The 25,039-nt window shown below is 74.6% G+C and carries 19 protein-coding genes; 9 read left to right on the top strand and 10 right to left on the bottom strand.

Going from position 1 to position 25,039, the window contains the following annotated elements; genetic code table 11:
* Positions 1–132 precede the first annotated feature (132 nt).
* On the bottom strand, positions 133–4,800 hold the full coding sequence (gene gltB / locus HC251_RS11700; protein ID WP_219945459.1) for a glutamate synthase large subunit: 4,668 nt from the start codon (positions 4,798–4,800) through the stop codon (positions 133–135).
* Positions 4,801–4,940: 140 nt separating this feature from the next.
* Between gltB and HC251_RS11705 the strand changes: the two genes are divergently transcribed.
* From HC251_RS11705 to HC251_RS11715, 3 genes are read left to right on the top strand one after another with little or no spacing between them, the layout of a single operon-like run.
* A complete protein-coding gene (locus tag HC251_RS11705) occupies positions 4,941–5,834 on the top strand; it encodes an NTP transferase domain-containing protein (RefSeq protein WP_219945460.1) in 894 nt (297 codons plus the stop codon).
* Positions 5,831–7,129, top strand: coding sequence for a M18 family aminopeptidase (locus HC251_RS11710; protein WP_219945461.1), 1,299 nt, complete (start codon positions 5,831–5,833; stop codon positions 7,127–7,129). The genes HC251_RS11705 and HC251_RS11710 overlap by 4 nt, the downstream gene beginning before the upstream one ends.
* Positions 7,126–7,674, top strand: a complete 549-nt coding sequence (locus HC251_RS11715) for a J domain-containing protein (RefSeq protein ID WP_219945462.1) — start codon at positions 7,126–7,128, stop codon at positions 7,672–7,674. Before HC251_RS11710 ends, HC251_RS11715 begins: the two co-directional genes overlap by 4 nt.
* 13 nt (positions 7,675–7,687) lie before the next feature.
* Here HC251_RS11715 and HC251_RS11720 read toward each other — a convergent pair whose 3' ends face one another.
* Positions 7,688–9,034 carry a M23 family metallopeptidase gene (locus tag HC251_RS11720; protein WP_219945463.1) on the bottom strand — a complete coding sequence of 449 codons (1,347 nt, stop codon included), beginning with the start codon at positions 9,032–9,034 and terminating at the stop codon, positions 7,688–7,690.
* A gap of 145 nt (positions 9,035–9,179) precedes the next feature.
* On the opposite strand from HC251_RS11720, the gene HC251_RS11725 reads away from it, so the two are divergent.
* Positions 9,180–10,103: a GGDEF domain-containing protein gene (locus HC251_RS11725; RefSeq protein WP_219945464.1), complete on the top strand. Its 924-nt coding sequence runs from the start codon at positions 9,180–9,182 to the stop codon at positions 10,101–10,103.
* On the opposite strand, the gene HC251_RS11730 is transcribed toward HC251_RS11725, so the two are convergent.
* Both HC251_RS11730 and HC251_RS11735 read right to left on the bottom strand, forming a co-directional pair.
* Complete coding sequence (locus HC251_RS11730) at positions 10,100–11,005, bottom strand: hypothetical protein (RefSeq protein ID WP_219945465.1); 906 nt, start codon at positions 11,003–11,005, stop codon at positions 10,100–10,102. The genes HC251_RS11725 and HC251_RS11730 overlap by 4 nt on opposite strands.
* A gap of 93 nt (positions 11,006–11,098) precedes the next feature.
* Positions 11,099–11,566 (bottom strand): nuclear transport factor 2 family protein, encoded by a 468-nt coding sequence (locus HC251_RS11735; protein WP_219945466.1) that lies wholly within the window; start codon positions 11,564–11,566, stop codon positions 11,099–11,101.
* Positions 11,567–11,597: 31 nt separating this feature from the next.
* Here HC251_RS11735 and HC251_RS11740 point away from each other — a divergent pair, with 31 nt between their 5' ends.
* A complete protein-coding gene (locus HC251_RS11740) occupies positions 11,598–13,316 on the top strand; it encodes an amidohydrolase family protein (protein ID WP_370651281.1) in 1,719 nt (572 codons plus the stop codon).
* Between the two features lie 58 nt (positions 13,317–13,374).
* Here the strand turns inward: HC251_RS11740 and HC251_RS11745 are convergent, their stop codons facing one another.
* Positions 13,375–13,743: a PaaI family thioesterase gene (locus tag HC251_RS11745; protein WP_219945683.1), complete on the bottom strand. Its 369-nt coding sequence runs from the start codon at positions 13,741–13,743 to the stop codon at positions 13,375–13,377.
* A 113-nt stretch (positions 13,744–13,856) separates the two neighbouring features.
* Here HC251_RS11745 and HC251_RS11750 point away from each other — a divergent pair, with 113 nt between their 5' ends.
* Entirely contained in the window at positions 13,857–14,660 is an 804-nt protein-coding gene (locus HC251_RS11750) for a helix-turn-helix domain-containing protein (RefSeq protein WP_219945468.1), read from the top strand.
* 52 nt (positions 14,661–14,712) lie between these two features.
* Positions 14,713–15,567 carry a metal-dependent hydrolase gene (locus HC251_RS11755; RefSeq protein ID WP_219945469.1) on the top strand — a complete coding sequence of 285 codons (855 nt, stop codon included), beginning with the start codon at positions 14,713–14,715 and terminating at the stop codon, positions 15,565–15,567.
* Positions 15,568–15,743: 176 nt separating this feature from the next.
* On the opposite strand, the gene HC251_RS11760 is transcribed toward HC251_RS11755, so the two are convergent.
* The gene (locus HC251_RS11760; RefSeq protein WP_219945470.1) at positions 15,744–16,379 is read right to left on the bottom strand and encodes an MSMEG_1061 family FMN-dependent PPOX-type flavoprotein; all 636 of its coding nucleotides are present in this window, start codon (positions 16,377–16,379) and stop codon (positions 15,744–15,746) included.
* Between the two features lie 59 nt (positions 16,380–16,438).
* On the opposite strand from HC251_RS11760, the gene HC251_RS11765 reads away from it, so the two are divergent.
* Complete coding sequence (locus tag HC251_RS11765; RefSeq protein WP_219945471.1) at positions 16,439–17,875, top strand: MFS transporter; 1,437 nt, start codon at positions 16,439–16,441, stop codon at positions 17,873–17,875.
* Between the two features lie 26 nt (positions 17,876–17,901).
* Entirely contained in the window at positions 17,902–20,061 is a 2,160-nt protein-coding gene (locus tag HC251_RS11770; RefSeq protein ID WP_219945472.1) for a hypothetical protein, read from the top strand.
* Positions 20,062–20,127: 66 nt separating this feature from the next.
* On the opposite strand, the gene argS is transcribed toward HC251_RS11770, so the two are convergent.
* From argS to HC251_RS11790, 4 genes are read right to left on the bottom strand one after another with little or no spacing between them, the layout of a single operon-like run.
* Positions 20,128–21,894, bottom strand: coding sequence for an arginine--tRNA ligase (gene argS / locus HC251_RS11775; RefSeq protein ID WP_219945473.1), 1,767 nt, complete (start codon positions 21,892–21,894; stop codon positions 20,128–20,130).
* 59 nt (positions 21,895–21,953) lie between these two features.
* Positions 21,954–22,382, bottom strand: a complete 429-nt coding sequence (locus HC251_RS11780; protein WP_219945474.1) for a thioesterase family protein — start codon at positions 22,380–22,382, stop codon at positions 21,954–21,956.
* On the bottom strand, positions 22,379–23,824 hold the full coding sequence (gene argH, locus HC251_RS11785) for an argininosuccinate lyase (protein WP_219945475.1): 1,446 nt from the start codon (positions 23,822–23,824) through the stop codon (positions 22,379–22,381). The genes HC251_RS11780 and argH overlap by 4 nt, the downstream gene beginning before the upstream one ends.
* Positions 23,824–25,026: an argininosuccinate synthase gene (locus tag HC251_RS11790; RefSeq protein ID WP_219945476.1), complete on the bottom strand. Its 1,203-nt coding sequence runs from the start codon at positions 25,024–25,026 to the stop codon at positions 23,824–23,826. The genes argH and HC251_RS11790 overlap by 1 nt, the downstream gene beginning before the upstream one ends.
* Positions 25,027–25,039: the final 13 nt, after the last annotated feature.

A 25,039-nucleotide genomic window follows, 5' to 3' on the forward strand; every position in this document is an offset into this window, starting at 1 on the left:
AACGGATCTCCGGCACGGCGACGACGTTCCGGCTGGGCCTGGCGGCAGCCCCAGGGGCTGTCGATGTGGGCGCCAGCCCGAGCCGGCGCCGAAGGCGCTTCGGCGGGAAGGGGGCGATGGGACGACTGTCGATCACCCGCGTGCCGCCAACATGATGGCTTCGTCGATGTCGCGGCCCGACTCCTCGGCCGCCTTGATGGCGAGCAGCACCCGCTTGTAGTCGCGGGGCATGACCTTGGCGAACTGGTCGACGTTGAACTGCCAGTCGGCCAGGAGGCGCCCGGCCACCTCGGACCCGGTGGCCTCCTGGTGGCGGAAGACCGCGCCGACGAGCCAGTTGCGGTCGAGGTCGTCAAGAGGCTCGAGCTCGACCATCTCCCGGTTGAGCAGGGCGCCGAGGGTGCGGTCCGGATCCCACACGTAGGCGATGCCGCCCGACATCCCGGCGCCGAAGTTGCGCCCGGTCGGTCCCAGGACGACCACCCGCCCGCCGGTCATGTACTCGCAGGCGTGGTCGCCGACGCCCTCGACCACCGCAGTGGCCCCGGAGTTGCGGACGCCGAAGCGCTCCCCCACCAGGCCCCGGATGAAGGCCTCGCCACCCGTCGCCCCGTAGAGGATGACGTTGCCGGCGATGACGTTGTCCTCGGCCACGAACTCGTCGTGGACCTCGAGCGGCGGGCGGACGATGAGACGACCGCCCGAGAGGCCCTTGCCCACGTAGTCGTTGGCGTCGCCGTGCAGGCGCAGGGTGATCCCCTTGGGCACGAAGGCGCCGAAGCTCTGGCCGGCGGAGCCGGTGAAGGTGATGTCGATGGTGTCGTCGGGCAGCCCGGCGCCACCGTGGGCCTTGGTGACCTCGTGGCCGAGCATGGTGCCGACGGTGCGGTTCACGTTGCGGATGGGGCGGTCGAGGGTGACCGGTGTGCCGTCGGCGATCGCCGGCCGGCAGGCCTCGATCAGCTCCACGTCGAGGGCCCGCTCGAGACCGTGGTCCTGGCCCTTGGTGCAGTGCAGGTCCTGGTCGGGGAAGGCCGAGGTGGGCTGGAGGAGGATCGGGCTCAGGTCGAGGCCCTTGGCCTTCCAGTGATCGACGGCGGCCCGGGTGTCGAGCAGCTCGACGTGGCCGACGGCCTCGGCCAGCGTCCGGAAGCCGAGCTCGGCGAGCAGCTCGCGCACCTCGTCGGCGACGTACTCGAAGAACGTCTCGACGAACTCCGGCTTGCCGCTGTAGCGCTCCCGCAGCACCGGGTTCTGGGTGGCGATGCCGACCGGGCAGGTGTCGAGGTGGCAGACGCGCATCATGATGCAGCCCGACACGACCAGCGGAGCGGTGGCGAAGCCGTACTCCTCGGCGCCGAGCAGGGCGGCGATGATCACGTCGCGGCCGGTCTTCATCTGGCCGTCGGTCTGGACGACGATCCGGTCGCGCAGCCCGTTCAGGAGCAGCGTCTGCTGGGTCTCGGCCAGCCCCAGCTCCCACGGCCCGCCGGCGTGCTTGAGCGAGGTGAGGGGGCTGGCGCCGGTGCCGCCGTCGTGGCCGGAGATGAGGACCACGTCGGCGTGGGCCTTGGACACGCCGGCGGCGACCGTCCCGACGCCGACCTCCGACACCAGCTTCACGTGGATGCGGGCCTCGGGGTTGGCGTTCTTGAGGTCGTGGATCAGCTGGGCCAGGTCCTCGATCGAGTAGATGTCGTGGTGCGGCGGCGGGCTGATCAGGCCCACGCCGGGGGTGGAGTACCGGGTCTTGGCGACCCAGGGGTACACCTTGTGGCCGGGGAGCTGGCCGCCCTCGCCGGGCTTGGCGCCCTGGGCCATCTTGATCTGGATGTCGTCGGAGTTGGTCAGGTACTCCGAGGTCACGCCGAAGCGGCCCGAGGCGACCTGCTTGATGGCCGAGCGGCGCGGGTTGGGCGAGCCGTCGGGCAGGGGGGTGAAGCGCTCGGCGTCCTCGCCGCCCTCCCCCGTGTTCGACTTGCCGCCGATGCGGTTCATGGCGATGGCCAGCGTCTCGTGGGCCTCGGCCGAGATCGAGCCGTAGCTCATGGCCCCGGTGGAGAACCGGGCGATGATGGCCTCGCGGGGCTCGACCTCGTCGATCGGGATCGACGGCCGGTCCTCGGTCCGGAGCTCGAACAGGCCCCGCAGGGTGGCCAGCCGCTTGGACTGGTCGTCGACCATCTGCGAGTACTCCTTGAACACGTCGTAGCGCTTGGCGCGGGACGCGTGCTGGAGCTTGAAGACCGTCTGCGGGTTGAAGAGGTGGTGCTCGCCCTCGCGCCGCCACTGGTACTCGCCGCCGACCTCGAGCTCGCGGTGGGCCCGCTCGGTGGGGCGGGCGGCGTGGGCGACGGCGTGCCGGGCGGCGACCTCCTGGGCCACGACGTCGAGGTCGATGCCCCCGAGCCGGCTCGAGGTGAGGGTGAAGTACTCGTCGACGAGCTCCTGGCCCAGCCCGATGGCCTCGAAGACCTGGGCGCCGGTGTAGGAGGCGACGGTGGAGATGCCCATCTTCGACATCACCTTGAGCACGCCCTTGCTGGCGGCCTTGATGTAGTTGGCCACGGCGGCGTCGAGCCCGGTCCCGTCGAGGGCGCCGCGGGCGCACATGTCCTCGAGGGTCTCGAAGGCCATGTAGGGGTTGATGGCCGACGCCCCGTACCCGAGGAGCAGGCACATGTGGTGCACCTCGCGGGCGTCGCCCGCCTCGACCACCAGGCCCACCTGGGTGCGGGTCTTCTCCCGCACGAGGTGGTGGTGGACGGCGCTGGTGAGGAGGAGCGACGGGATGGGGGCCAGGTCACGGGTGACGCCCCGGTCCGACAGCACGATGATGCGGGCCCCGTCGGCGATGGCCGCGGACACCTCGGCCCGGACCCGCTCGATGGCGGTGCGCAGGCCCGCACCGCCCTCGGCGACCGGGTACAGGCCGGTGACGACGACCGAGCGCAGGCCGGGCATGTCGCCCTCGTCGTTGATGTGCACCAGCTTGGCCAGCTGGTCGTTGTCGATGATCGGGCGCTCGACCAGGATCTGGCGGCACGAGGCGGCCGACGGGTCGAGCAGGTTCCCCTCCGGGCCGAGGACGCCCAGGAGGCTGGTGACCAGCTCCTCGCGGATGGCGTCGAGGGGCGGGTTGGTGACCTGGGCGAACAGCTGGGTGAAGTAGTCGAACAGCAGCCGGGGCCGGTCCGAGAGCACGGCGACGGGGGTGTCGGTGCCCATCGAGCCGAGGGCCTCGCCACCCGTCTTGGCCATGGGCGCCATCAGGATGCGCAGGTCCTCGTTGGTGTACCCGAAGGTCACCTGCCGGCGGACCACGTCGGCGTGGGGGTAGCGGATGTGGGGCCGATCGGGCAGCTCGTCGAGGGGCACCAGGCCGGCGTGCAGCCACTCGTCGTAGGGGTGCTCGGCGGCGAGGGTGGACTTGATCTCCTCGTCGCCGACGATGCGGCCCTGGGTGGTGTCGACCAGGAACATGCGGCCGGGCTGGAGCCGGCCCCGCTGGACGATGGTGGCGGGGTCGAGGTCGAGGACGCCGACCTCGGAGGCCATGACCACCAGGCCGTCGGTGGTGACCCAGTAGCGGGAGGGCCGCAGGCCGTTGCGGTCGAGCACGGCGCCGATCACCGAGCCGTCGGTGAAGGCCACCGACGCGGGACCGTCCCACGGCTCCATCAGCGAGGAGTGGAACTGGTAGAACGCCCGCCGCTTCGGGTCCATGGCGTCGTTGTTCTCCCACGCCTCGGGGATCATCATCAGCACGGCGTGGTGCAGGGGCCGGCCGGCGAGGTGGAGCAGCTCGAGGACCTCGTCGAAGCTGCCCGAGTCGCTCTGCTCGGGGTCGCAGATGGGGAACGCACGGTCGAGGTCGGAGGCGCCGTCGGGGCCGGCGAACACGTCGCTGGCCAGGAGCGCCTCGCGGGCCCGCATCCAGTTGCGGTTGCCCTTCACGGTGTTGATCTCGCCGTTGTGGGCGATGTAGCGGTACGGGTGGGCGAGCGGCCAGGCCGGGAAGGTGTTGGTGCTGAACCGGGAGTGCACCAGGGCGATGGCGCTCTCCATCCGGGGGTCGCGGAGGTCGGCGTAGAACTCGTCGAGCTGCCCGGTGGTGAGCATGCCCTTGTAGTTGAGGGTGCGGCACGACAGCGACGCGAAGTACACGGTGCCGCCAGGGGTGACGGTGCCCTCCCGGGGCGGCTCGGCGGCCTCGTCGGGGTCCGAGTTGACGCCCTGGTCGAGGCGGTCGAGGCCGCCGTCGACGACGCCGATCTCGTGCTCGGCCCGCTTGCGGGCGATGAAGGCCCGGCGCTCGAGGGCCAGGCCGGACAGGTCGCCGTCGGCGCCGGCCACGAACAGCTGGCGGAACGTGGGCATCACGTCGCGCGCCATGGTGCCGAGCATCGACCCGTCGACCGGGACGTCGCGCCAGCCGAGCACCTCGAGGCCCTCGCTGGCCATGATCTTCCCGACCGCCTCGGCGGCGGCGTCGGCCTCGGCGGCGTCCTGGGGCAGGAAGCCGATGCCGGTGGCGTAGGAGCCGGCCTCGGGGAGGGCGAAGTCGACGACCTCGCGGAGGAAGCGGTCCGGGACCTGGAGGAGGATGCCGGCCCCGTCGCCGGTGTTGACCTCGGCCCCCGATGCACCGCGGTGCTCGAGGTGGCACAGCGACAACAGCCCCTTGTCGACGATGTCCCGGCTGGCGCGCCCGTGCATGTCGACGACGAAGGCGACACCGCAGGCGTCGTGCTCGTTCGCGGGGTCGTAGAGGCCCTGGGGGCCCGGGGTGGCTCGCATGCGTCCCTTCCATCGTGAGATGGGATCGATCTCGTACCGGGACGTCGCTGGCCCGAGGGGGTGGTCTGGAGACTCTACAAGCCCTCCGCCGACGCTCTCCAACCGTGTTCCTGCCATCGTCGCCACTAGCGTCGACCCCCGTGACGGACGAGATCTCGCTGGTCGTGCTGGCCGCGGGGATGGGCCGGCGGTTCGGGGCGCTGAAGCAGGTCGCACCGGTGGGCCCGGTCGACGAGGCGCTGGTCGACCACACGATCCGCGACGCCGCGGCCGCGGGCGTGGACCGGGTGGTGGTCGTCGTCCGCCCCGAGATCCGGGCCGAGGTGGTGGAGCACCTCGAGCGGCGGACCACCCTCCCCCTCGTGGTGGTCGAGCAGGAGGGCCCGGCGGGCGGGCGCACCCGGCCGTGGGGTGCGGCCGAGGCCGTCGCCCTGGCCCTCGCCGCCTGCCCCGGGCCCGCCGTCGTCGTCAACGCCGACGACCACTACGGCGCCGACGCCGTGGCCGCCGTCGTCGCCTGGCTCCGCTCGCCCGCCGCCGGCGACGGGCGCGCCGCCCTCGTCACCTGGCCGCTGGCCGCCACCCTCTCGCCCCGAGGGCCGGTGTCGCGGGCGGTGTGCCGGGTCCGTGGGGACGGCACCCTGGCCGGGATGGTCGAGCACCACGACCTCTCCCCCGAGGACCGCGGACCGGAGCCAGGCACCGGTCGGCGGTTCGACCCCGACGCCCCGGTCTCGATGAACCTCTGGGGGCTGCCCGCCGCCGTCGGGCCGGCGCTGGCCGAGACCGTCGCCGCCTTCCGGCGGGCCCACCCCGACGATCCCGACGCCGAGCTGCCCCTGCCCACCGCCGTCGACGGCCTGCTGGCCGCCGGGACCCTCGTCGTCGACGTCCTGCCCGCCGGGACCACCTGGGTCGGCGTCACCCACCCCGACGACCTGGCGCCCGCCCAGGCGGCCATGGCCCGGCTCGCCCCCGTCCCCGAGCGGAGCGCGCCCCCCGTCTCCTCCCCCGCCCGAGAGGTGTCCCGATGACCGCCGCCATCACCGACCTGCTGGCCTACCTCGACGCCTCCCCCAGCCCGTACCACGCCGCCGAGGAGGCCGGCCGCCGTCTCACCGCCGCCGGCTCGACGGCGGTGGACCTGGTCGGCTCGTGGGCCGACGTCCCGGCCCGCGGACACGTCGTCGTCGACGGTGCCGTCGTCGCCTGGTCGCTGCCCGAGGGCGGGCCGGCCCTGCCCCCGCTGCGGATGGTCGGCGCCCACACCGACAGCCCCGGCCTCCGGCTCAAGCCCCGGCCCGACACCGGGGTGGCGGGCTGGCGCCAGCTCGCCGTCGAGGTCTACGGCGGGGCCCTCGTCAACTCGTGGCTGGACCGCGACCTGGGCCTCTCGGGGTCCGTGGCCGTCCAGACCGGGGGGCGGACCGAGGTGCGGCTGGTGCGGGTCGACCGGCCCCTCCTGCGCGTGCCGCAGCTGGCCATCCACCTCGACCGGGAGATCTCCTCCCGCGGCCTCCAGCTCGACCGCCAGCGGCACCTCACGCCGGTGTGGGGCGTGGGCCCGGTGGACGTGGGCGGCTTCCGCACCCTGCTGGCCGAGGAGCTCGGCGTCGACGCCGGCACCCTCGCCGGCTGGCAGGTCATGGTCCACGACCTCACCCCGGCCGCGCTCGTCGGGGCCGACGAGAGCCTGGTCAGCAGCGGCCGCCTCGACGACCTGTGCTCGTGCTGGGCCGGGCTGGTGGCCATGGAGGAGGTGGGCCCCCTCGGTGCCGACGCCCCCGTCGGGGCGCTGCTCGTCCTGAACGACCACGAGGAGGTGGGCAGCGTGTCCACCCGGGGTGCCGGCGGGGCCTTCCTCACCCACCTCCTCGAGCGTCTGGCGCTCGCCCGCGGCGGCACCCGGGCCGACCTGCTCGCCGCCCTCCCGGCCTCCGCCCTGGCCTCGGCCGACATGGCCCACGCCACCCACCCCAACCACCCCGAGAAGCACGAGCCCGGCCACTGGGTCGCCGTGGACGGGGGCCCGGTGGTGAAGGTCAACGCCAACCAGCGCTACGCCACCGAGCCGGCCACCCAGGCCCGCTTCGCCGCCGCCTGCGCCCGGGCCGGCGTCCCCGTCCAGCACTTCGTGGGCCACAACGAGGTGCCCTGCGGGTCGACCATCGGCCCCATCACCGCCGCCGAGCTGGCCGTGCCCACCGTCGACGTCGGCGTGGCCCAGCTGGCCATGCACTCGGCCCGGGAGCTGTGCGGGGCGGTGGACCCCGTCCGCATGGCCGCCGCCCTCGCCGCCTGGTGCACCCCCGAGCACCCCGAGGCGTGACCCGCGACGAGGCCGCCCGCCTCCTGGGCGTCGCCCCCGACGCCACCGCGACCGAGGTCCGCACCGCCTTCCGGGTCGGGGTCCGCCAGCAGCACCCGGACCGCTCGGGCCGACCCGGCTCGGTCGCCGTCAGCCGCCTGGTCGAGGCCCGCCGCACCCTCCTGGCCCCGGTCGTGGCCGCCGCGCCCCGGCCGGCGCCGGCCCCGCCCCGTCCGGCCGTGCCCCTGGATGCACGGGTGGAGGGTGACACCCTCCTCGTCCGCGCCGACCTCGACACGGTCGTCGCTCGCCTCGTGGAGGCCGGGCACGCCCTCGGGGAGATCACCTACCTCGATCGCAGCGCCGGGCTGGTCGAGGTCCTGCTCCAGGTCCAGGAGGAGGGCGACCTCGCGCCGGCGGCGTGCTCGCTCGTCGTCTCGCTCCAGAGCCGCCTCGACGGGGTCGAGGTCTTCGCCACCGTCGAGCGCCTCGACGGCCACCTGCCGCCGCCGGTCGCCCCGATCGTCGCCGCCCTGGCCACCGCCATGGGCGTCGCCCCGACCTGACCCGGAGGCGGGGTCAGCAGGCGCCGATGGGCTCGGTGGTCGTGGTGGTGGTGGCGAGGCCCGGACGCTCGACCTCCTCGGGCGGCGGCGGGCCGGGGAGGCCGGTGCCCCCCTCGCTCGGGAGGAGGAAGTTGCGGGGGTTGACCGGGACGCCCTTGAGGCGGGTCTCGAAGTGGACGTGGGGCCCGGTCGAGAGCCCGGTGCTGCCGGCCAGGGCCACGACGTCGCCCCGCTTGACCTGCTGTCCGGGCTGGACGAGCAGCTCGGAGCTGTGGGCGTAGACGGTGCCCAGGGACGAGCCGTGGGCGATGACGACCGTGTTCCCGTACCCGCCCCGGGGGCCGGCGATCAGCACGATGCCGTCGGCCGCCGCCTCCACCGGCTCGCCCGTCGAGGCCCCGATGTCGACGCCGGCGTGGAGGCGGGTGATGTTCAGGATCGGATGGGCCCTCTGCCCGAACTCCGACGAGATGGGCGTGCACGGCACCGGGCTCTGGAAGTGGAGGGCGCCGGGGGTCCACGGGGGGTCGTCGGCCTGGAACGACGCCAGGGCCTGCGCCACGCCGTCGGCGGCCAGGTCGAGGCTGACGATCCGGGCCTCGATGGCGACCCGGCGGGACTGGATGTCGAGGATGAGCTGGGCCTGGCGGTCACGCTCCTCGGCCGCCTCCCGGGCGAGGCGCGCGGCCTCGGCCAGGGCCTCAGTGGCCTCGGCCCGCAGGGCCTCGACGTCGTCGCGCTGGCGGGCCGCGTCGGCCGTGGCCGCCTCGGCCTCGTCCTCGAGGCGCGCCTGCTCGCTGCGGGCCTCGACCAGCAGGTCGATGGCCCGACCCTGCTGGTCGTCCACGGACTGCCGGTACCCCGAGCGCACCAGCGAGTCGTCCTCGCCCTCGAGCACGGCGAGGATGTCGTTCAGGTCCCCGACCGCCCCCTCGGTCATGTAGGCGCCGACGGCGAACCGCCGCAGGGTGTCCTCGGCGTCGGCCACGTCCTCCTCCGCCGCTTCGAGGGCCCGCTCGGCCGCCGCCTCCTCCTCCCGCCGGGTGGCCAGGTCGGTCTCGGCGTCGACCAGGGCCGCCTCGGCCGCCTCGGTGGCGGCCTGGGCCTCCACCACGTCGGCCATCAGCTCCTCGAGCCGGGCCGTGGAGAGGTCGTAGGCGACGAGGAGGTCGGCCTCGGCCCCCACCAGCTCCTCGTACTCCTCGCGCAGCTCGTCCGGGTCGATGGCCCCGGGATCCTCCTGCGCCGGCGCCGGCGGGGCCACGGCCAGCGCGAGACCCAGGACGAGCGCGATGGCGACGGCCGTGGCGGCGGGCCTCCGGGGGGCGCGCCCGGGTCGTGGTGAGCGGTCGGTCGTCATGTGCATGGTCCCCCCCAACCCGTCGGCAGCATACGGCCCGACCTGCAGGGATCGCCCTCGCGCCCGGGCCCCGGGGGCGACTCCGGTTCGCCCGCTCCCCGGGGGGGTACCGTCGCGTGGTCCCCGACTCCCCCATCGATCCTCCGTGCGCACCCATCCTCTGCCGCTCTCCGCCGCCCTCGCCTCACCCGCCGCCCTCCTCGAGGTGCTCCCCCACGGCGTCGCCGTCCTCGACGCCTCGGGCATCGTCGTGGCGACCAACCGTCTCTGGGACCAGGGCCTCGGCGAGGACGACCCGCTGGTCCACCCGATCGGCCAGCCCCTGGTCCAGGCCCTCCACCGGCCCGGTCGGGCCCCGTCCGCGGTGGCCGAGCACATGGCCGACGGCCTGGGTCGCCTGCTCGACGGCCGGGGGCGGAGCTTCCAGGTCCAGTACCAGCTGGCACCGATCGACGAGCTGGCCGAGCCCCGGTGGTTCCTCATGGCCGCCGAGACCCTGCCCGACGGCGGCGTGGTCGTGACCCGCACCGAGACGACGGTCCACCACGGCGTCAACGAGGTGCTGGCCGAGCTGGCGTTCCACGACGATCTGACCGGCCTCCCCAACCGGGGCCTCCTGCTCGACCGCATGCGGATGGCCCTGATCCGGGCCCAGCGCCTGGCGCTGCGCCCCCTGGTCGTCTTCATGGACCTCAACGGGTTCAAGGCGATCAACGACAACCACGGCCACGAGGCCGGCGACGGAGTCCTGGTCGAGGTCGCCCGCCGCCTGACCGGCGCCGTGCGCGACGGCGACACCTGCGGGCGCTGGGGGGGCGACGAGTTCGTGCTGGTGGTCGAGCTGGGCGACGCCGACGCCGCCCGCAAGGTGATCCAGCGCGTCGTCGACGCCATGGCCGACCCGTTCGTCCTGCGCGACGGCTCGGCCCACGCCATCGGGCTCAGCATCGGCGCCGTCGTCGCCGACGGCCACGAGCGCGTCGAGTCCCTCATCGCCACCGCCGACCGGGCCATGTACGAGGCCAAGCGCGACGGGCGGGGCCCGGTGGTGGTGCTCCCGGCGCCCTAGGCCGTCGCAGCGTCGGCGCCGAAGGCGAGGGCGGCCACCAGGGCCAGCACGAGCAGGGCGCCGATCACCAGCAGGATGATGAGGCGCACCCGTCGGGCCTCGACGGCGGGCGTGGCGGGCGTCGCCGGGTCGGTGGCCGGCGTCGCCCCCGGGGCCTCGGCCGGCGATCCCTCGCTCTCCTGGTCCCCGACGCCCACGTTGGCCAGCGCCGTCTCCAGCGCCGAGGGCTCGGCCACCGCCGCGGCCGGGGCCGAGCGACGGCCCGGGCGCGTCGGCAGCGGGGCGGGGGGCTCGGGCCGTCGGGGGGCCAGCGGCGGGTCGACGCGGGCGGCCTCGCCCGTGGTGTCGGGGACGGCGCTGCCGTCGTGGGCTTCCGTCGGGTCGGGTTCCTCGGGGGCGACGTCGGGCACCGGGTCGGGCTCGGGCGGCGCGGCGGAGGCCGGCGCCGGGGCCGGGGCCGTCGATGACCCGAGGTTGTCGAGGGCCAGGTTCTCGACCACCATGCGGTCGGCGGCCAGCTCGGCGGCCGAGAGGGCGTCGGGGTCGGTGAAGGTCCCGTCGAGGGTGAGGGTGACGGCCTGCCCGGCCATCACGCTGCGGGGAAGGGGTGAGACGCCCTTGACCGCGGCCCGCCCCGAGGCGACGACGAGGAGGGCCTCGAGGTCGTGGACCTCGAGCAGCCCGGCCCCGGCCCGCACCTGGACGCTGGCCGCCCCGTGGGTCACGGTGACGCCCGGGCCGTCCTCGCCGGCCCGGATCCACAGCGCCCCCCGCCGGAGCTCGATGCGGGGCCCGGAGCGGTCCACGGCGACCACGTCGAGCTCGGCGTCACGGTGGCGCAGCAGGACCGACGGCGCCGGTCGCAGCTCGACCAGCTCGCTCGTCCCGTCGTCGCTTCCCATCGGGTGTGGCCTCCGTCCCTGGTCCCGCCCCCGGAGGCTACCCGGCGACCACACCGGGTAGCAGCCATCCCCAGCCGGCGCACGGTGCGTGCCTCACCGGTCGGGGACCTCGTGCCTGACCACCTCGAGGTCGGTCGTCGACCCCGGCGTCGCCGTGCGGGCCATCGAGCGGTACCGGCGCGCCGCGATGCGCCACCCCTCGGAGGTGCGGACGTAGCGGTCGTGGTAGCAGCCGTAGGCCACCGATGCCCGCCCGTCGTGGTCCTGGCGGACCTCGGCCAGGTACAGGCGGCCGGTGGCCCCGTCACCGTCGGGCGCCACCACCTGGTTGAGGATGGTGAAGAGGAACAGCTCGAAGCGGCTGACGGCCTGCTCGACGAACGCCACCAGCTCCACCGGTCCGAGCACCCGGGGCTCGCCCCGCCCCAGCTCGAGGGTCACGGTGGCCTCGGGGACGAAGAGGGCGACCACCGCGGGCCAGTCCTGGCGGGTGACGGCGTCGCCGTAGGCCGACTGCAGCGCCCTCAGGGCGACCTGGTCGGCGGCCGAGTCGGTGTCCACGGCGGCGACCCTACCGAGCGGCCTACCCTCGATGTCCGTGCACGACATCGTGATCCGCAACGGCACCGTCGTCGACGGGAGCGGGTCGCCGCCGGGGGTGGCCGACGTCGCCCTCGACGGGGACCGCATCGCCGCGGTCGGTGGCGAGGTGGGCGCCGGCCGCCGGGAGATCGACGCCGACGGTGCGCTGGTCACGCCGGGGTGGGTCGACATGCACACCCACTACGACGCCCAGGCGACGTGGGACCCGGACCTCACCCCGTCGGGCTGGCACGGCGTCACCACCGTCGTGATGGGCAACTGCGGGGTCGGCTTCGCCCCGGCGGCGCCGGACCGGCGGGACTGGCTCATCCGCCTGATGGAGGGTGTCGAGGACATCCCCGGCGCCGCCCTCACCGAGGGCATCCAGTGGGAGTGGGAGTCCTTCGAGGAGTACCTCGACGCCCTCGACCGGCGCCGGTGGGTGATGGACGTCGGCACCCAGGTGCCCCACGGCGCCCTGCGGGCCTACGTCATGGGCGACCGCGGGGCGGCCAACGAGACCGCCACCGCCGCCGACCGGGCCGAGATGCAGCGCCTGGCCACCGCCGCCCTGCGGGCCGGCGCCCTGGGGGTGTCGACCTCGCGCACACCGCTGCACCGATCGGTCGACGGCGAGCTGGTCCCCGGGACCGAGGCCGACGAGGACGAGATCATGGCCCTGGGCGACGCCCTCCGCGCCGCCGGCCACGGCGTGTTCCAGGGCGCCCTCCACCACCCCGACGTGCCGGCCTCGTTCGGGTGGATGCGCCGCCTGGCCGAGCGCTCGGGCCGGCGGGTCACCTTCAACTTCCAGCAGACCGACGCCGCCCCCGACCTGTGGCGCGACGTCGTGGTCCTGCTCGACCAGGCCCGGGCCGACGGGGTCGAGGTCTACGGCCAGGTCCACGGTCGGCCCGTCGGCATCTTGATGGGCTGGTCGGCGACCATCCACCCGTTCTCGACCTCGGCCGGGTGGGGGCCGGTCGCCTTCCTCTCCCCCGCCGAGCGGGTCGCCCGGCTGCGCCAGGACGCCGAGGCCCGGGCCGCCCTGGTGCACGGCGAGCGGGCCGACCTGGGTCCCTTCGTGGCCTCGCTGACCTCGTCGTGGCACAAGATGTTCCCGTTCCGGGGCGAGACCGACTACGAGCCGCCGGCCGACCAGTCCGTCGCCGCCATCGCCGAGCGCGAGGGGCGGGACCCGGCCGAGGTGGCCTTCGACGTGCTCATGGAGGACGAGGGCCAGGGCCTCCTGTACTACCCGCTGTTCAACTACAGCGACGGCAACCTCGACGCCCTGTGGGAGCTCCACCAGCACCCCCGCACCCGGATGGGGCTGGCCGACGGCGGCGCCCACGTCGGGTCGATCTGCGACGGCTCCACGCCCAGCTTCATGGTCGCCTTCTGGACCCGGGACCGGCTCCGGGGCCCGCGCCTCCCGCTCGAGCTGGTGGTCCGCCGCCAGACCCGCGAGACGGCCGAGCACTACGGGCTCCTCGACCGCGGCCTGCTGGCCCCCGGGCTCCGGGCCGACGTCAACGTCATCGACCACGAGGCCCTCGCCATCGACCGGCCCCGCATGGCGTGGGACCTGCCCACCGGCGCCCGCCGGTTCGTCCAGGGGTCCACCGGCTACCGGTTCACCATCGCCGGTGGCGAGGTGGTGCGCGAGGACGACGCCTTCACCGGCGCCCGCCCCGGCCGTCTCCTCCGCGGCCCGCAGGGCGTGTGACCAGCCGCCTGTGCGCGGCGAACGGTCCGGCTGTGCGCGGCGAACGGTCCGGCGAGCCCTAGCCCCGGAGGACGGCCTGGGTCTGGGTCGTCAGGCTGACCCGCCGGCCCTCGGCGTCGCGGACGTCGGTCTGGACGACGATCGTGGTCCGCCCGGCGTGGAGGACGGTCGTCGTCGCCGTGGCCGACCCCTCCCGGAGGGCCCGGAACAGGTTCGTCTTGGTCTCGATCGTCGTGGTGCCGACCGCCCCCTCGGGCAGGTTCAGGTAGGCGAGGATCGCCCCCAGGCTGTCGGCCAGGGTCAAGAGCGCGCCCCCGTGCAGCACGCCCCCGACGGTGCAGCGGTCGGGGGCCCAGGCGAGCGTGCCCACCACCTCGTCGACGGAGGCGGAGGTGAGCTCCACCCCGTTGGCCACGGCGAACGGCATGGAGGAGATCAGCGCGTCGAGGTCCACCCCCGCAGCATCACGCGCCGACCGATCCCGCGCCACTACCCCGGAGGTCATGTCCCCGCTTCCCGGAGCGTGGGTACCGTCGGGCCATGGACGACCGCACCCCACCCCTCGGGGTCCTGCTCCGCACCTGGCGGGGCCGCCGCCGCATCAGCCAGATGGACCTGGCCCACCGGGCGGGCGTCTCGCCCCGCCACCTGAGCTTCGTGGAGACGGGGCGGGCCAAGCCCAGCCGGGAGATGGTCCTCCACCTGGCCGAGCACCTCGAGGTCCCCCTGCGCGACCGCAACGGCATGCTGTTGGCCGCCGGCTTCGCCCCCGCCTTCCGGGAGACCGACCTCACGTCGTCGTCGATGGCCCCGGTGCGGGACGCCCTCGAGCTGGTGCTGGCCGGGCACGAGCCGTACCCGGCGGTCGTGGCCGACCGGCGCTGGGAGCTGGTGATGGCCAACGCCGCCGCCGGGCTGTTCCTGGAGGGCGTCGACCCCCAGCTGCTCGAGCCGCCGGTCAACGTCCTGCGCCTCACGTTCCACCCCGACGGGCTGGGGTCGCGGCTCGTCAACCTGGGCGAGTGGGCCGACCACACCTTGGGCCGCCTCGGCCGCGAGGCCATGGTCACCGGTCGCCAGGAGCTGGTGGACCTGGAGGCCGAGCTCCGCGACCTGGTCGCCGCCCAGGGCGCCTACACGCCGGTGCCCGAGCACGACCCGCTGCCCGCCATCACCCTGCGGCTGGCCACCGACGAGGGCGAGCTGGCGTTCATCGCCACGGTCGCGACCTTCGGCACCCCGGTGGACGTCACCCTCGACGAGCTGGTCATCGAGGCCTTCCTGCCCGCCGACCGGCGCACCGCCGAGGTCCTCGCCGAGCGGTCCCGAGCCCTCCAGCCCTGACCGGCCGGGGCCCAGTCCTCAGGCCGGGGCCGGGGCGGCCGATGAGGGCGGGGTGACCGCCGTGCTCGAGACGACCGCGACCGCCCCCACGGTGCGGCGCCTGCGCTTCGAGTGGCCCGAGGACCTCGAGCCCGACTGGTCGCCGCAGACGCCGGAGCTGGCGTGCGTGGCCAACGCCGTGTCCATGCTCATGCCCCACGTCGAGCCCTACGTCGTCCGGTCGGTGCGGACCGCCATCGACGACCTCGACGACGGGCTGCGGGCCGAGGCCGAGGCGTGGGTCGGCCAGGAGACCGCCCACCACGGCGCCCACGCCCGCTTCAATCGCATCCTCCTGGCCCGCCGGCCCGCCCTCCGCCGGGTCGACCGGTGGATGGCCCTCACCTACCGGTGGCTCGGCCGCCGCTCGGACCGCTTCGGACTGGCCTACGCGGCCGGTGCCGAGACCGTCGCCTTCATGGTCGCCCGCTGGGTCGACCGCCGCTCGTCGACGCTCTTCCGCGGGGCCGACCCCACCGCGACCACCTTGTTCCTCTGGCACCTGGCCGAGGAGGTCGAGCACAAGAACGTGGCCTTCGACGTCCACCGGGCCAAGGGCGGCGGCCGGCCCTCGTTCGCCCTCGGCATGGTCACGGCCATGGTGGTGATGGCCTGGTTCACGACCCTCGGGACCCTCGTCGGCCTGGCGTCGTCGCGCCGCATCCTCCACCCCGCCGCCCACCTCCGGATGCTGGGCTGGACGCTCGGCTTCTGGTTCGAGCTGGGCCCGGCCATGGCCGGCGCCGTGCTCGCCGGCCACCACCCAAGCGCCATGGCCGACCCGGTCTTCCTGCCCTCCTGGCTGCGCTGCTACGACCCCGAGACCCGCACCATGCCCGAGTGGTCGATGGACGTCGCCCGCCCCTGACCGACCCGGACCGATGCTGATCGCATCACGTGGTGGGACGGGCCCATGCGCCCCACCGGCACGACCAGCGACGTCGGCGGGCAGATCGGGGTCTCCCGCACCTTCCCGTCGCCCCCGGACGAGGCGTGGGTCGTGATCACCGACGGGCCGGGCCGGGCTCGGCGGCTGAGCGGTCGCTACTGGCCGGGGTGCCAGAGGCCCACCTCGTAGTCGGCCTCCAACGACGCCTCGATCTCCTCGGCGGTGGCCTCGGTGATGCCGGCGTGGGACCTGAAGATGGCACCGGGCGACGGGCGGTCGTCGGGGTCGGGCCAGCTCGCGGGATCCCAGAGCTGGGAGCGGCGGAAGGCCTTGGCGCAGTGGAGGTACACCTCCTCGACGTCGATCCCCAGGGCGGCGGTGGCCCGCACCCCGGGGAACGACACCGCGTCCAGCACGTCGGGGGCGGTGGTGAGCGACGCCGTCCCGTTCACCCGCAGGGTCTCCCCCAGCCCCGGCACCAGGAAGAGCAGGCCGACCCGGCCGTCCTCGATGACGTTGGTGTAGCTGTCGAGCCGCCGGTTGCCGATCAGGTCGCCCAGGGCGATGCGCTTGGGGTCGAGGACCGCCACGAACCCGGGTGGCCCGCCCCGGGGGGACACGTCGCCCCCGCCGGACCCGTAGGTGCCGAGGGCGACGAACGGTGACCGGGCGATGAAGTCGGCGGCGGTCTCGTCGACGTGGTCGATCGCCTTGTCGACCACGATCGGGTGGGGCTCCGGGTAGATCGCCCGGAGCCCGGCGAGGTCGGTGATCACGTCGTCGAAGGGCATCGGGCGAGCCTAACGACGGGCGTTCGCGGCCTCGGCCGTGCACCGGGCAGAGTGGCTCGGTGACGGAGCTGGTCGAACCCGCCGAGGCGTCCGCGCCGGTCCGCCCGCCGGGCGACGGGCTGTGGGCTCCCCACCGCCGCCGGCTGACGGTCGGGCTGGTGATGACCATCACCCTCGTCGCCTTCGAGTCCCTCGCCATCGCCACGGTCATGCCCACCGTCGAGGACGACCTCGGCGGGCGGGCCCTCTACGGCTGGGTCTTCAGCGGCTTCTTCCTGGCCAGCCTGGCCGGGATCGTCGTCACCGGCATCCTCACCGACCGACGGGGGCCGATGCTGCCCTTCGGCGCCGGGCTGGCGCTGTTCTCGGTCGGCCTGGTCGTGGGCGGGCTCGCCCCGTCGATGCCGATCCTGGTCGCCGCCCGGCTGGCCCAGGGGTTCGGGGCCGGCGCCATCCCGGCGTCGGCCTACGCCAGCGTGGCCCGGGGCTACCCGCCCGCCCTCCGGCCCCGCGTCTTCGCCGTGTTCTCCACCGCCTGGGTGATCCCGGGCATCACCGGCCCGTCCATCGCCTCCTTCGTCGAGGGGGCGGCGTCGTGGCACTGGGTCTTCCTCGGTCTGCTGCCCCTCGTCGGCGTGGCCGGGATCATCGCCGTCCCCGCGCTGGGCCGCCTGGCCGCCGGCGAGGCCCGGGCCGTCACCGACGCCGCGACCCGGCGGGCCGACCGCACCCGCCTGGCGCGGGTGGCGATGCTGGTCGCCGGGGTGGGGCTGGTGCTGGCCGGGGGGACGGCCGGTCGCCCCGTCGCCACGCTCGTCCTCGTCGCCCTGGGGCTGCCGCTGGCCGTCCCCGCCTTCGTCCACCTGGTCCCCGTCGGCACGACCCGCCTCCGACCCGGGCTCCCGGCCATCGTCGCCGTGCGGGGCATCTTGACCTGGGCGTTCTTCGGGGTCGACGCCTACGTGTCGCTGACCGCCACCGAGGGCCCGGGCGGCTCGACCTGGCTGGCGGGCCTGGCCCTCTCCGTCACCGCGGTGCTGTGGACCGCCGGGTCGTGGTGGCAGGAGCGGATGGTGGGTCGGCTCGGGCCGCGGCGGCTCGACCGCGCCGCCTTCGCCCTCATCGCCACCGGGTCGACCGGCATGCTCGTCGCCGCCCTGTGGCTGCCGGCGTGGGCCACCGTGCCGGCCTGGGGGGTGGCCGGCATCGGCATGGGCCTGGGCTACGCCCCGCTGTCGGTCAGCGCCCTGGGGTCTGCCGAGCCCGGTCGGGAGGGGCAGGCCACGGCGTCGCTCCAGCTCTGCGACACCCTCGGCGTGTCCCTGGGCACCGGAGCCGGCGGTGCGCTGATCGCCCTGGCCGACAGCCGGGGGTGGGCGGCCTCGACCGGCGTGGCCCTGGCCTTCGCCCTGGGGATCGCCGCCGCCCTGGCCGGCCTGGTGGCCGCCGGCCGCCTCCCTGCGTCCGTCCCCGGCCTCGAGGTCGACGCCGGCTGACGGGACGGCCGCTACCGTCCGGCCCGATGGACCTGCGGGGCGCGACCGACGAGGGGTTGGTCGACCGGGGGTGGTGGCGGCGCCGCCAGGACGACTACCTGGCCGCGGCCACGGCGGTGCGCCACCCGGGGTCGGTGCTGAACGTGCTCGACCACCTCGAGCGGGCCCGGCGCGACGGCCGCCGGCCCGACCTGGCCGACGTCACCCCCTCCGTGGTGGCGGGCTGGTGCCGGCGCATCGACGGCTGGCTCGACTGCGCCGACTTCGACGTCCTCCGCCTGCTCCTGCTCTGGTCCGCCGACCGCGACGCCCTGCCCGACCACGTCGTCGAGGCCCTGCGGGCCCGGTTCATCGGCTTCCGCTACTGGTACACCGACCCCGGACCGGCCCCGGGCGAGGCGGTCGACGCCCGCTGGTACTGGTCCGAGAACCACCGGCTGATCTTCCACACCGTCGAGCACCTCGCCGGCCAGGCCCTGCCCGACGAGCTGTTCACCGCCGCCGGCCTGACCGGAGCCGAGCACCGGGAGCGGGCGGCCGTCGCCCTGGCCGCCTGGTTCGACGAGAAGGCCGCCGACGGGTTCAGCGAGTGGCACTCCGACGCCTACTCCGAGAAGGACCTCGTCCCGCTGCTCGCCCTGGCCGAGGGGGCCGACGACGCCGCCCTCGCCGAGCGGGCCGCCACCTTCGCCGACCTCGTGCTGGTCGACCTGGCCCTCCACTCGCACCGCGACAACCTGGGGTCGACCCACGGCCGCTCCTACATGCGGTTCAAGGCCACGGGCCCCACGCAGACGACGTTCTCGGCCCTGAAGCTGTGCTTCGACCGCACCGACGCCGCCTGGCCCCTCGACGACGGCGACGACGGCGAGCTCCTGCCGGCCACCGAGGGGGCGTCGTTCCTCGCCCGGTGCCACCGGTACCGGCCCCCGGCCATCGTGCGGCGGATCGCCACCAGCACCGACGAGCTCCTCGACCGCGAGGGCATGGGGACCGAGCTCGACCCGGCCGAGGCGCCGGGGCCTTCGTGGGAGGTGCCCGCCCGGGCCGACGGCCTCTCCTACACCGACCCGGCGATGGTCCCGTTCTGGTGGGACCGCGGCGCCCTCACGCCGTGGCAGCTGGTCCCCCTCACCCTCGACGCCCTCGACCGCCACCACCTGTGGGACGGCCACCTGTTCGCCCACATCCGGTCGGTGCGCGACGCCCTGGGCGACGACCGCCCCACCCTCCAGGCGCTCGCCTACGGGCTGCACCGGATGGTCAACGCCGGCCTCCTCACGCGGGTCGACACGTGCACGTGGCGCAACGGTGACGGGATGCTCTCGACGGCGCAGGGCTACCGGCCCGGGTGCACGGGCTACCAGCACCACGTCTGGCAGGCCACCCTCGACGAGCGCGCCGTGGTGTTCACGACGCACCCCGCCCACGGTCCGACCGCCCGGGCCGGCGACTACCTCGACGGGGACCGCTACTGGACCGGCAGCGCCACCCTCCCCCGCGCCGTCCAGCACGGGCGGGCCGTCGTCGTGCAGTACGCACCCGGGTTCGCGGCGCCGGACCTCGACGTCCTGGCCGGGTTCGGCTACGCCGACGAGACCCACGCCTACCTCCCGACCGAGCGCTTCGACGAGGTGGTGCGGGACGGCCCCTGGACGCTGGCCCGCCGGCGCGACGGCTACGTCGCCCTCTGGTCGTGGCGGCCGGTGGCGTGGCGGGTCCACGACCCGGCGACCACCTTCACCAACGGCCTGGTCGAGCCGTTCGACCTGGTCGCGACGGGTGGCCCCGACGACGTGTGGGTCTGCGAGGTCGGCGACGCCGACCGGTGGGGCTCGTTCGCCGCCTTCGCCGCCGCCGTCACGACCGCTGCGGTCGAGGTCGAGGATCACGGCTGGGGCGACGACGGCGCCCATCGCGGCTTCGCCGTGGCCTACACCTCCCCCGCCGAGGGCCACATCGAGGTCGGCTGGGAGGGCCCCCTGCGCGTCGACGGCCGGGAGGTGGCGATCACCGGCTACCCCCGCATGCAGAACCGCTACGTCGAGGTCCCGACCGGCGGCACCACCTTCGCCCTGGCCGACGAGCACGGGTCCTGGACCCTCGACCTCATGGCCGGCACCCGCCGCCCGGCGGGGCGGGGACCACCGCCACCCCGTTCTGACGCGCCCAGGCGTCATCGGTGACGCCTCACCGCGACAGAACGGCGGAGGCGCCCACCCGGTCGTCGGCCGACCCCGCCGGTGGAGGCCCTACATGCGCTCCGGGGCCTGGATGCCGAGGAGGCCGAGACCGGTGGCGAGGGTGCGGGCGGTGAGGTCGCACAGGACCAGGCGGCTGGCCCGGGTGGCCTCGTCGTCGGCCTTGAGGACGGGGCAGGCCTCGTAGAACGCGGTGAACGTGTGGGCCAGGTCGAAGAGGTACCCGCACAGGCGGTGCGGCTGGCAGGTCTCGGCCGTCTGGCGCACGATCGGCTCGAAGCCGAGGAGGGCCACGGCCAGGGCCCGCTCCTGCGGCTCGGCGAGGGCGAGGGCCGAGGGGTCGAGGGTGGCCGGGTCGATCTCCCCGCGGCGGAAGATCGACCGGATGCGGGCGTGGGCGTACTGCATGTACGGCCCGGTGTTGCCCTCGAAGGCGAGCATCCGGTCGAAGTCGAGGACGTAGTCCTTGACCCGGTCGCTCGACAGGTCGGCGTACTTGATGGCCCCGATGCCGACCGCCTGGGCCACCGCCGCCCGCTCGTCGCCGACGAGGTCGGGGTTGCGCTCGGCGATGGTCGCCTCGGCCCGCTCGACGGCCTCGTCGAGCAGGTCGACCAGGCGCACCGACGTGCCCGACCGGGTCTTGAACATCTTGCGGTCGGCCCCCAGCAGGTTGCCGAAGGGGATGTGCTCGGCCTGGACCTCGTCGGGCAGCCACCCCGCCATGCGGGCCACGGCGAACACCATCTCGAGGTGGTCGCGCTGCGGGGCGCCCACGACGTAGAGGATCCGCGCCGCGTGGGTGTCCTCGACCCGGTGACGGATGGTGGCCAGGTCGGTGGCGGCGTAGCCGTAGCCGCCGTTGCGGTTGCGCACGATCATGGGCTGGGGCTGGCCGTCGCGCCCGGTGAACCCGGGGGGGAACACGCACTCGGCCCCGTCGTCGAGCACCAGCAGGCCCTGGGCGTCGAGGTCCTCGACGATGCCGGCGAGGGCGTCGTTGTAGGAGCTCTCGCCGACGATGTCGTCCGGCGTGAGCAGGACGCCGAGACGGTCGTAGACCAGCTGGAAGTACGCCGCCGACTGGTCGACCAGCAGCTGCCAGAGGCGCAGCGTCTCGGGGTCGCCCGACTGGAGCAGGACGACCCGCTCGCGGGCCCGCTCCTTCATGTCGTCGGAGGCGTCGAAGCTCTGGCGGGCCTCCTGGTAGAAGCGGTTGAGGTCGCCGACGGACAGCTCGGCGACGGCCTCGTCCTCGCCCACGTCGACCAGGTGCTCGATGAGCATCCCGAACGGCGCGCCCCAGTCGCCCACGTGGTTCTCGCGGACGACGGTGTGGCCGAGGTGCTCGAGGACCCGGACGATGGCGTCGCCGATCACCGTCGAGCGGAGGTGGCCGACGTGCATCTCCTTGGCCACGTTGGGCGCCGAGTAGTCGACCACGGCGGTCCCGGCGTCGGGGTCGGGGGCGACGCCGAGGCGGTCGTCGCCGGCGGCGGTGCGGGTCAGGGCGGCGATGGCACCGTCGGAGAGGGTCAGGTTCAAGAACCCGGGGCCGGCGATCTCGACCTCGTCGACCAGGTCGGCCACGTCGACCCGGTCGAGGACGGCCTGGGCGACCTCGCGGGGGTTGCGGCCCAGCCGCTTGGCCAGGGCGAGGGCCCCGTTGGCCTGGAGGTCGGCCCGGTCGCTCCTGCTCACGGTGGGCGGCGCCGGCACCTCGGCGGGGTCGGTGCCGGCGGCGGCGCAGACCTCGTCGCGCACGGAGGCGAAGGCCGGCGCGAGCCGGTCGGTCAGGAGAGCGACGAGATCGGCCACGCCGCATCGTCCAGGGTGGGCCGACGCCCGGTCAAGACGGTCCGGACCGGCCGGGGCGGTCAGGCGGGGACGGGATCGCCGAGCGCGGCCTTGACGTGCTCCGGCACCGGCGCCTTGGTGGTGGTGTGCGGGGCCACGCAGACGTAGGTGATGAGGGCGGTGAACACGGGTCGCTCCCCCACGGCGCCCCGGTAGCGGAAGGCGAACGAGGTGGTGCCCCACCGGGCCACCTCGGCCGCGACGGTGATCGTGTCGCCGTAGGTGGCCGAGCCGTGCCAGTCGATCTCGGCGCGCACGAGCATCCAGTCGAAGTCGTCATCGGCGCCGGTCCACCCGAACACCTCGCCCATCCACGCCGCCGACGTCTCGTCGCAGTACGCCAGGTAGTGGGCGTTGAACACCACCCGCTGCATGTCGCACTCCTGGTACCGCACCCGGATGTCGTGGGTGAAGGCGTGCGGGCCGGGTCGCTCGCGGCGCTCGCTCATGACGCCGGGAGGCGGGCCTGGTCCGCGTGCACGCGGGACGTGAACCGCTCCCGCTGGGCGGCGACGGCGGCGGGGCCACCGCCGCCCCGGGTGGTGCGCCGGGTGACGGGGACGCCGGGGGCGATGAGGGCGGCGGCCTCGGGGCCCAGGCGGTCGTCGGCGGCGGCCAGGTCGGCCAGGGCGCCGTCGCCCGCCAGGGACCGGCGGACGAGCTCGCCCACCACGGCGTGGGCGTCGCGGAAGGGCGTCCCCCGGGCGACGAGCCACTCGGCCAGGTCCGTCGCCGCCGCCGCCGGGGTGTCGGCCGCGGCGGCCATGCGGTCGAGGCGGAACGTGGCCGTGGCGATCATCCCCTGGAGGGCCGAGAGGGCGAGGGTCACCTGCTCGACCGAGTCGAACAGCGGCTCCTTGTCCTCCTGGAGGTCCCGGTTGTAGGCCAGGGGCAGGCCCTTGAGCGTCACCAGCAGGGCGGTGAGGTTGCCGACGAGGCGGCCCGTCTTGCCCCGGGCCAGCTCGGCGATGTCGGGGTTCTTCTTCTGGGGGAGCATCGAGCTGCCGGTGGCGTAGGCGTCGTCGAGGGTGACGAAGCCGACCTCCTCGCTCGACCACAGCACCCACTCCTCGCCGATGCGGCTGAGGTGCACCCCGACGAGCGCGAGGACGAACAGCGCCTCGGCCACGAAGTCGCGGTCGCTGACGGCGTCGAGGCTGTTGTCGAACACCGACGCGAAGCCGAGGTCGAGGGCCGTGCCCTCGGGGTCGAGCGGGAGCGACGACCCGGCCAGGGCCCCGGCGCCGAGGGGCGAGACGTCCCCCCGCTCGCGGGCGGCCAGCAACCGGTCGTAGTCGCGGGCCAGGGCCCAACCGTGGGCCAGCAGGTGGTGGGCCAGGAGGACGGGCTGGGCCTGCTGCAGGTGCGTGTAGCCCGGGAGGTAGGCGTCGCCGACCTCGTCGGCCCGGGCGGCCAGGGCCTCCTGGAGGGCCAGGACGCCGGCGGCCACCGACGCGAGGGCCTGCTTGGTCCACAGGCGCAGGTCGGTGGCGACCTGGTCGTTGCGGCTGCGGCCGGTGTGGAGCTTGGCCCCGGCCGGGCCGGCGATCTCGGTGACCCGGCGCTCGACGGCGGTGTGGATGTCCTCGTCGCTCTCGACGAAGGCGAAGGCGCCGGCGGCGAGCTCCTCCTCGACCTGGTCGAGGGCGGCCAGCACGGCGCCGGCCTCCTCGCCGTCGAGCAGCTCGCTGCGCACCAGGCCCCGGACGTGGGCCCGCGACCCGGCGATGTCGACGGCGGCCAGGCGCTGGTCGAACGGCAGGCTGACGGTGAAGGCCATCAGGGCCTCGCTCGGCCCCCCGGCGAACCGCCCGTGCCACAGAGTTCGAGCCCCAGCCGGCTCGCGGTCGGAGTGGGTCTGACCCACACCGACCGCGGGGTCCTCCGCCATCAGTCCTTCATCCGGTCGGCGCCCTGGCGGGCGGCCCAGGTCTCGATGCCCAGGCCCCACAGGCGCACGAAGCCAGCCGAGTCCTCGTGGCGGAACGAGTCCTCGGAGTCGTAGGTGGCCAGGCCGTAGTCGTAGAGCGAGTGCGGGCTGCGCCGGCCGGTGACGGTGGCGTTGCCCGGGCTCATGCGGATCCGCACCTCGCCGGTGACGAACTCCTGGCTGCTGTCGATGAACGAGTCGAAGGCCTGCTTCAGGGGGCTGAACCAGAGGCCGTCGTAGATGAGCTCGGCGTAGCGGGGCTCGATGCGGGCCTTCTCCCGGTCGAGGTCGCGCTCGAGGCAGATCGACTCCAGGTCCTTGTGGGCCATGATCAGGGCCAGGGCGGCCGGGCACTCGTAGGTCTCCCGGCTCTTGATGCCGACCCGCCGGTTCTCGACCATGTCGATCCGGCCCCAGCCGTAGCTGCCGACGACGGTGTTGAGCCGCTCGATCACCTCGAGCATCCCGAGCCGGTCGCCGTCGATCGAGACCGGCATGCCGTGCTCGAACCCGATGACGATGTCCCGGGGCTCGGTCTCGGTCGGCTTGGTGAGCAGCCACACCCCGGGCGGGGGCACCGCCCACGGGTCCTCCATCTCGCCGCACTCGATGGCCCGGCCCCAGAGGTTGTCGTCGATCGAGTACACCTTCTCCTTGGTCGCCACGATCGGGATGTCGTGGTCGTAGGCGTAGTGGATCGAGTCCTCGCGGGTCATGCCCCACCCCCGCACCGGGGCGATCACCTCGAGGTCGGGCGCCAGAGCCCGGGTCGACACCTCGAAGCGGACCTGGTCGTTGCCCTTGCCGGTGCAGCCGTGGGCGACGGCCTGGGCACCGTGGTAGCGGGCCGTCTCGACCAGGTGCTTGACGATCACGGGCCGCGACAGGGCCGACACCAGCGGGTAGCGGCCCTCGTACATGGCGTTGGCCTTGAGGGCGGGGGCCACGAACTCCTCGGCGAACTCCTGGCGGGCGTCGACGACGATGGCCTCGACGGCGCCGGCGGCGCGGGCGCGCTCGCGGACGACGTCCCAGTCGTCGGACGCCTGGCCGACGTCGACGGCGAGGCAGACGACCTCGACGCCGAGCTCCTCGATCATCCACTTGACGGCCACGGAGGTGTCGAGTCCCCCGCTGTAGGCCAGGACGACGCGCTTGGGCATGGATCAGCTCTCA

It is taken from the genome of Iamia sp. SCSIO 61187, from assembly GCF_019443745.1.
In the GTDB taxonomy this organism is placed as follows: domain Bacteria; phylum Actinomycetota; class Acidimicrobiia; order Acidimicrobiales; family Iamiaceae; genus Iamia.